The 7,526-nt window shown below is 55.4% G+C and carries 6 protein-coding genes; all 6 read right to left on the reverse strand.

Annotated features, from left to right (window positions below):
* Window positions 1–441: 441 nt before the first annotated feature.
* Window positions 442–1,737 (reverse strand): Gfo/Idh/MocA family oxidoreductase, encoded by a 1,296-nt coding sequence (locus AAF555_12105; protein ID MEM6912308.1) that lies wholly within the window; start codon window positions 1,735–1,737, stop codon window positions 442–444.
* A 30-nt stretch (window positions 1,738–1,767) separates the two neighbouring features.
* Window positions 1,768–2,598 (reverse strand): TIM barrel protein, encoded by an 831-nt coding sequence (locus AAF555_12110; protein MEM6912309.1) that lies wholly within the window; start codon window positions 2,596–2,598, stop codon window positions 1,768–1,770.
* 65 nt (window positions 2,599–2,663) lie between these two features.
* Window positions 2,664–4,229, reverse strand: a complete 1,566-nt coding sequence (locus AAF555_12115; protein ID MEM6912310.1) for a sulfatase — start codon at window positions 4,227–4,229, stop codon at window positions 2,664–2,666.
* A 31-nt stretch (window positions 4,230–4,260) separates the two neighbouring features.
* Entirely contained in the window at window positions 4,261–5,331 is a 1,071-nt protein-coding gene (locus tag AAF555_12120; protein MEM6912311.1) for a glycosyl hydrolase, read from the reverse strand.
* A gap of 22 nt (window positions 5,332–5,353) precedes the next feature.
* Window positions 5,354–7,111 carry a sulfatase-like hydrolase/transferase gene (locus AAF555_12125; protein MEM6912312.1) on the reverse strand — a complete coding sequence of 586 codons (1,758 nt, stop codon included), beginning with the start codon at window positions 7,109–7,111 and terminating at the stop codon, window positions 5,354–5,356.
* 39 nt (window positions 7,112–7,150) lie between these two features.
* On the reverse strand, window positions 7,151–7,526 hold a 376-nt coding region (locus AAF555_12130), incomplete at its 5' end, for an MFS transporter (GenBank protein MEM6912313.1).

The following is a 7,526-nucleotide window of genomic DNA, read 5'->3' on the forward strand; positions in this document are numbered from 1 at the left end:
CCCCCCCTTGTCCTGCCCTTAAACCTATCTGGTTTGCCCCCCACCAACCCCCAACCCCCCCCCCCCCCCGCGGGGCGGGGCCCCCGCGGGCCACCGGGGAAAGCTTGCTACCGTAGTTTTCGGGGAGCTTCTGCTGGGATGGTCTTCGCGATATCCCATTGGTGCTCTACCCTATTCATCGATGACTCCTACACACCGCACAAAGAATACGACTTCTATTTGCGAGACCGCTTCTTATACCAAGCTGCAGAATTGGCTGGTAGAATGGCCGAGTGGATTTCGGGCCAGACCAAGGCGCGACGAGGGCGCAGTGCAGGCACCGTAACCGAGGAGCAACGCTGGGCTGGCTCGAAAGACACCGGCTCTCCCTTCCCCGCGCTTCAGCGCCTCTTCCCCACAACACTTCCCCTCCATTCTTCCAGTGAATTCTGGAGGTTGGTATTAGGCACTCTCCCAATCGCGGGCCTGCCTCCGGTAGATGACACTCGCTTCATTCGCTGCCTTGTCGGTGGTGAACGACTCGGTCAAAGGATCCCAACCCACGGTGCGACCTTCGCGCAACGCCAAGTGACCTAAGTGGAGCGCGCTGCAGAGACGGTGGCCCGCTTCCGGATGATAGGCCGTCTCTTTGTGACCTGCCACGATGGCATCGATGAAGTCCTCATGCTCCACTTTCGGCTGGGGCCAGTAGTTGGCTTCCGGGCCAAAGGTGCGAGTCCGTAGGATTTCCCGGTCACTTGCTTCGAGGACCCCATACCACCCGGTGCATTTCACCCAGCCATCAGTCCCTTTGAACTCCAAGAGAAGTTCCTTGTAAGTCGAGCTATCACTCACATGCATTTGTGCGCCATTGGCATACTTCAGAGTGACCTCGAAATCGACGGGCGTGTCGGTGTTCCAAACTTTCGGGTCGAGTTCGCGACATTTGCCAAAGGCTTCGACGGGGCCCGTACTATCAAAGCCCAATCCGATTTGACCCGTGTCACACAAATGGGTTCCCCAGTCGGTCAGCATCCCGCCACCATAGTCGCTATTCAACCGCCAATGGAACATATCCAGGGCGCTCGGGGTGTAATCCACGAAAGGGGCCGGGCCCAACCAGAGATTCCAGTCCAAGTTCTTTGGCACTGCCACCGGATCCTCCCGCTTGAAGGGCTCGTGTTTGGGAAGCGTGCAGTTGACCTCGTAGACCTCACCGAGCAGTCCACTGCGGGCCCACCCTGCCAGCCAGTGGTATTTGGCAAGCGAACGGTCCTCGATGCCCCATTGGAAGACGCGATCTTTGGCTGCAAACGCTGTCACAAGATCTCGACCTTCCGTGATCGTGAGGGAGGGTTTTTCGCAAAATACATGCTTGCCAGCCTCCAGCGCCATCAGCGACATCGGCACGTGCCACTGATCAGGAGTCGAAATGACGATGCCATCGAGATCGTCGCGAGCCAGCAGCTCACGAAAATCCTGATACATTGCACAATCCTTATTCTGGTAGGTCTTATCGACGATTTTTTTCGCCTGTTTGGCTCGCGTCTGATCACAATCACATACCGCCAAGACCTGAACCCGGTCTTGGGTGATGAAACCCTTGAGATTTCGGCCCTTGCCTTGTCCCCCCATTCCAATGAACCCCAGCGTGATTTGATTGGAGGGTGAATTGGCTCCCAACACGGAGGACGGCACCACCCAGGGCGCCGCGGCCGCCAGAGTGGATTTCTTAAGGAAATTTCGGCGATTCATCATAGACAAGAGTTCGAGGTTCGCTAAGGCCGTTCACTTGGTCGTGAGCTTTCGCCACGCTTCCGCCGAGGCTGCTAAATGGGCCGCCGCTGGTTCACTCAAGCCATAGCATTGCAAAGTGATCGGACCCTCATAGGCCATCTCATCTAGCTGGCTCAAGACTCGACCCAACTCAAAGTCACCCTGGCCCACGGGCAGAATCAATCGCGACCAATCTCCCGTCTGCTTCCCCTGCGCATCGGCCCCATTTACTTGCACTGCCATCAAATGACCGGCCGCCGCCTCCAAGGTCGCTTCCATGGCCTCGGGCTCCTCCTGTCTCAGAAAATGGCAGAGGGTGAACGCCACTCCCACATCCTCACGAGCCGCGGCTTGGGCCAAGCGCAAAGCTCTTTCATTGGTGTCAGTGAAAAAACTGTAGTGAGGATAAATCACCGTCTTGAGCCCGTTTTCCCGCGCCAGATCAGCCACTTGCAAAATCGCTGCCAGCGCCTCCGCCTCCGTCACCTCAAATTTGCGCACCTTCCCCACCGTGACCCAGACCTGGGTCTTCGTCTCCTTGAACTCAGCGAGATGGCTGGCAACCCCTTTCGGCACCACGATGCCGTTCTTTCCGGGCTTCAAAACAAGGTAAGTCGCCGCTACTTCCAAGTCGGACTTCCGCAAGGCCTGGCCCCATTCGGAGGTGAAAGTCTTGAGTTCCGTGACCACCCCTGGAAACCCTAGCCCCTTGAGAAGCGCCACCCTCTCCTCCATGGAAGACTCTTCCCCCGCAAAAGCATTGTCCAAAGGGAAAAGTGGTCGGGCTCCCACGCTCGTCGCGAGTAGAGACAGGAACAAAAAAGACTTAGCGAGGTGTTTCATCTGCCATTGCGAAAGGGTTTCATTCTATCGTTCTATCATTTTAGGGCGCGTCCACACGGAAGACCTCAGCCGCTTTTCCTGACTCGAGTGTTCTCCTCGGTCACCTGATACTTCGTTCGCAGCTCCGCAAGCTTGATCTTCATTTCCTCCACCTTGGGCGCATACTCCGGGTTCGAATACACACTATTCATCTCCGAAGGGTCTTTCTCCAAATCGAAGAACTCCCACTCTTCTCCTCCTTGCACGCCTTTGCCGTAGAAGCGAATCAGCTTGAATCGGGAATCGAAGACCCCCTCGTGGCGCCTGACACTGTGGTGGCCGGGATACTCATAGTAATGGTAGTAAAGCAGGTCTCTCCACTGCGAAGGGGACTGCCCTTTCAACAAGGGCACCACACTCACGCCCTGCAAATCAGAAGGGCGGTCCACCCCGGCCAATTCAAGGAAGGTGCTTGCCATGTCGATATTTTGCACCAGGTCCTCATTGACCGATCCAGCCGGAACCTTGCTGGGCCAGCGAGCGACCAAAGGCGTCCGAAACGACTCTTCATACATAAAGCGCTTATCAAACCAACCGTGCTCTCCCATGTAGAAGCCCTGATCCGAACTGTAGAAAACGATGGTGTTTTCGGCCAAGCCGGCTTCCTCCAACCAGTCCATGACCTCGCCGACGGAATCATCGACTGACTTGGTGCAGCGCAGATAATCTTTCAGGTAACGCTGGTATTTCCAGCGAACCAAGTCCTCTCCTTTCAGATTGGCTGCCAAAAAGGCCTCATTCTTTGGTTGGTAAGCGGCATTCCAGGCCTTTCGCTGCGCTGCACTCATACGGCCTATGACCCGCTTTTTTAAGGTGTCTTTCTCGTCCCGCTCTTGGATCTTCAGGTCTTTCCCATAAGTCATCGTCTTGGCGAGAGAGAGATCCTGGTTCATGGCCGGCGAAGCCCGATTGCTGTAATCGTCGAAGAGATTATCCGGCTCAGGCATTGTAACGTCGTCATAGAGGGTGAGGTATTTCGGGGCGGGCGACCATTCTCGATGCGGCGCTTTATGCTGCATCATCAGCATGAAAGGCTTGGAGGCATCTCGGTCCTCAAGCCATTTTAGGGTTTTTTCGGTGATGATCTCAGTGACGTAGCCTGGCTCCCGATACTTGCCCCCGGCATTGATGAAGTCGGGATTGTAATAATGGCCCTGGCCTGGCAGGATATCCCAGTGATCAAAACCGGTTGGCTCGCTCGCGAGATGCCATTTCCCAATGACCGCGGTCAGGTAGCCGGCCTGCCGCAACAATTTCGGAAAGGTCTGCTGTGAACCGTCAAAGCGAGACTTGTTGTCCATGAAGCCATTCAAATGGCTGTGCTTGCCTGTTAAAATGGCGGCTCTCGCCGGCCCGCAGATCGAGTTGCAGACATAGGACCGATCAAAACGCATGCCCTCTCGTGCGAGGCGATCAATATTCGGGGAGGGATCCAAATGGGCGAAGCGCCCTTGGTAGGCCCCGATTGTTTGGAAGGCATGATCATCGGAAAAAATCCAAATGATATTGGGACGTGTCTCGGCTCCCGCCAGGCTAGCTTGAGCCAGAAGAAGGAGAGACCAAAGAAGTAGGATAGAGTGGGAGCGTCTCATGTCTGCTTTCAAAAGAATGGCACTGGAGGACTCAGAGATCAGCGAGATCGTTTTCTAAAACAATGAATGGATCAGCCGCGAATTCTTTGAAATCAGCCTCGTTCTCATGGCCTTCGTAGGGCACCCAGAAGCGTTCCTTGCTCCCATTTCGCCAAGTCAGCATGTAGGCGATGCCACCGGAACCCTCGACTTCTTTGAAGTGGTTCAATACATTCATAAACCAATTCGGATCATCGTGGTTGTCCAAACCCTTGGAAATACCAAACTCGCAAATGGCGGCAAACTTCCCGTGCTGCCGGGCGACTTCAGCGACGATCGCGGATCGCTCAGCCAAACGCTCCGGGATCTTGCTGTAGGTGTCAAAGCCAACCACATCAATGTAATCGATCCCTGGGAAACGGACCGTCATGTAATCCTCAACCGATTCGAACTTCGCTTGGATGGGTGAGTAGGCGTAAAGCAAATGGTGCACGCCCTTCACATCGCGGAGATATTCTATGGTGAATCGCCAAAGCGCCGTAAACTCCTCATCGGAACCACCATTCGGACCCCACCAAAACCACCCGCCGGTATGCTCATGCCAAGGCCGGAAAATAATCGGTATCAATTTTCCTTCACCATCTTTTAGAGTCCCCGCAAACTCCGCGAACCAATCCAGCTTCGCTTTCAGTTTGTCGTGCACTTCGCCACCCGGCAGATGGGCCGCGATGACGCCTTCTCCCCCACTCCAAGACCTTTCACCAGTCAGCAGATTATGCATGTGCCAGCTAATGGTATTGATCCCACCCCGCTCGTGCGCCTCGATCAGCAAACTTCGGTCATCGTTCGAACCAAAATGCCCCATATCCCAACCATAGACAGCTGGGTGGGAGCCGGTCAGAGTTTTCACATCGGAGCGAGTTCCGTCCGTGTTCTCCCAACCAATGCCATAGCAGGTGGCGTGCTGCTGACCGAATAGGATGCGATCGTCCGGAATCGCTTTCATCCGCTCAAAGAGAGCGACGGTTTCGGGAGTGGCATCGGGATCGACCAAGCCAGCCAGGCTCAAGGTGGAGCCAGAAAGACCGATGCTGAGAATCAAGAAGGCTTCTTTTGGTTTCATAGAGGGCATAGAGGGGTGGGGGTTAGAGACGTCGTAAAATAAGAGAGGACATCGATTTTTCGGAGGGAAGAGTCGACAGAAGTTCCACCTGCAACTCCCCTGCTCCTCTTGGCATATCGATTTCGGCCTCTCCAGTCAAAACCCCGGCCGGGCCATCAGCCAGAGCCGAGCAAAAGATACGTTGCTCTCCCAAAGCTACCTGGAATCGCGTGCCGGATGGCACTGGATTCTCCATGCGGATCTCAATGGCATAGGCTCCGGGGGTTTTCACATCGAGATGGTATACGGCCGCGTCGCCAGCAACCTTCCAACGATTGAGGCTGTGCGAACCATTTCGCACCCCCCCCTTGGTCTCAGCCAGGCAATAGGCCGGGATTTCCACCCGACCGGCCCCCTCATGGCCGACCAGCAAAATCGGTCGAGCAAAGGAGCGGCTGTCTGCCAAGACTTCTTCAAACCAAGCGTTCAGGTGAGCCCTTCGTGCCTGGGCCAAGTCGGGCCTCTCGTTCGCGAGGTTCCTCTCCTCCCGAAGATCGCTGGGCAGATGAAACCACTCCGCGCTAGCGCCTTGCTTGAGAAACTTTTCGTGGCCCGTCCGCCAACCCAGAAGTTGAGTGTCCGATTCGATTTTTCCTTTCGGTAAAGGAAGCACCTGTTTGCTGACGCCCTCAGGCAGCTTGGGCTGGGAACCGGAAAAAATGAGCTCTCGCTCGGGCCAAGTGGCTTCTTCATCCAGCAAAAGACGGGCGAAACTCGTTCCATCCAAGTTCGAGGGGACGTTCCCACCACCCAACTCCGCCAAGGTAGGCAGAAGATCCATCACTGAAAGCAAAGCGGCGTCCTCCCCTGCGACCAGGCGATTCCCCCAGCGCAAAAACAGGGGCGACCGAATCCCGTTTTCATAGAGATTTGATTTATGGCCACGCAACTGCAGGGCCTCGTTGCGTTTCTCCCACTCCTCGTCCGGAATGGGCTGCCCCGGCACCCTTCTAGCCGGGCCGTTATCACTGAGGAAGATGACCAAAGTGGAATCCCGCAAGCCTAACTCGTCAATCGCCCCCATGAGACGGCCGATATGGTGGTCGAAATGGGTAATCATACCAAAAAGCTTGGCTGAATTTTCGGTGAAGCCAGCCCTCCGGTAAGGCGCGACATACTCCTCGGGTGCCGCCCACTTCCCATGGGGAGAGAGATAAGAGAGATATCCAAAAAACGGCTGGCTGGTCTCACGGGAGAGAAACTCGATCGCAAAATCGGTCAAAACCGCTGGTGTCCATCCAGCGGTCTGCCGAGCTTGGCCATTGAACATCCCTACGTTATCCTCGTAGCGATAAAGCCTTGCCATAAAAGCTTCCTGAAAACCTCGATCCCAGGGAAAATACCCGTCCGTCTTGCCGCTGTGCCACTTGCCCCACATTCCGGTGCGGTAGCCCGCCTCCCTCAAGACCTCTGCCACCGTGATTTCATCCAAATGAAGGAAATCAGTTGCCCCATGCACCCCATGGACACCGGTCCTCCAAAAGTGCCGTCCCGTCAGGAGGGAAGCGCGGGTCGGCGCACACAGGGGATGCACATAAAACTGACTGAAACGCATCGATTCCTCACCCAAGCGATCCAAATGAGGTGTCTGGATGATCTCGTTCCCGTGGAGTCCAAGATCACCGTATCCAAGATCGTCGACTTGAATGAGCAGGATATGGGGAGGCGTCTCAGAAACGGCCTCCATCAAACTGACACCGATGAAAAAACCGATCGAACAGGCTCGGGTAAACGCTCGCATGAAATTTGAGAAGGGGTTTGGCTGCCGGGCAACTCCCGCCTAAGCCGCGGGGGAAGTCTCACGATGCTTGAAAAGAATCGCAAATAAAATGATCACGACTAAGGCCATACCGGCTGGCACAAGCCAAATGCTCGACCATTCGCGAAGGATTTCTCCAGTCGGGTTTGCCGTCTCAAACGATTTTACGATCAGGCCAGAAGCCCAGGCTCCAATCAACATGCCGAGGCCATAAGTGATCAGGGTGATAAACCCCTGGGCGCTGGCGCGGATTTTCTCCCCGGCTGCTTTGTCGACATAGATTTGGCCGGTGACGAAAAAGAAATCGTAACAGATACCGTGCAGCAGAATACCCAGATAATACATCCAGATCAGGCCTTCAGGATCGCCGAAAGCAAAGAGCACGTAACGGAGGACC

It is taken from the genome of Verrucomicrobiota bacterium (assembly GCA_039027815.1).
Lineage (GTDB): Bacteria > Verrucomicrobiota > Verrucomicrobiia > Verrucomicrobiales > JBCCJK01 > JBCCJK01.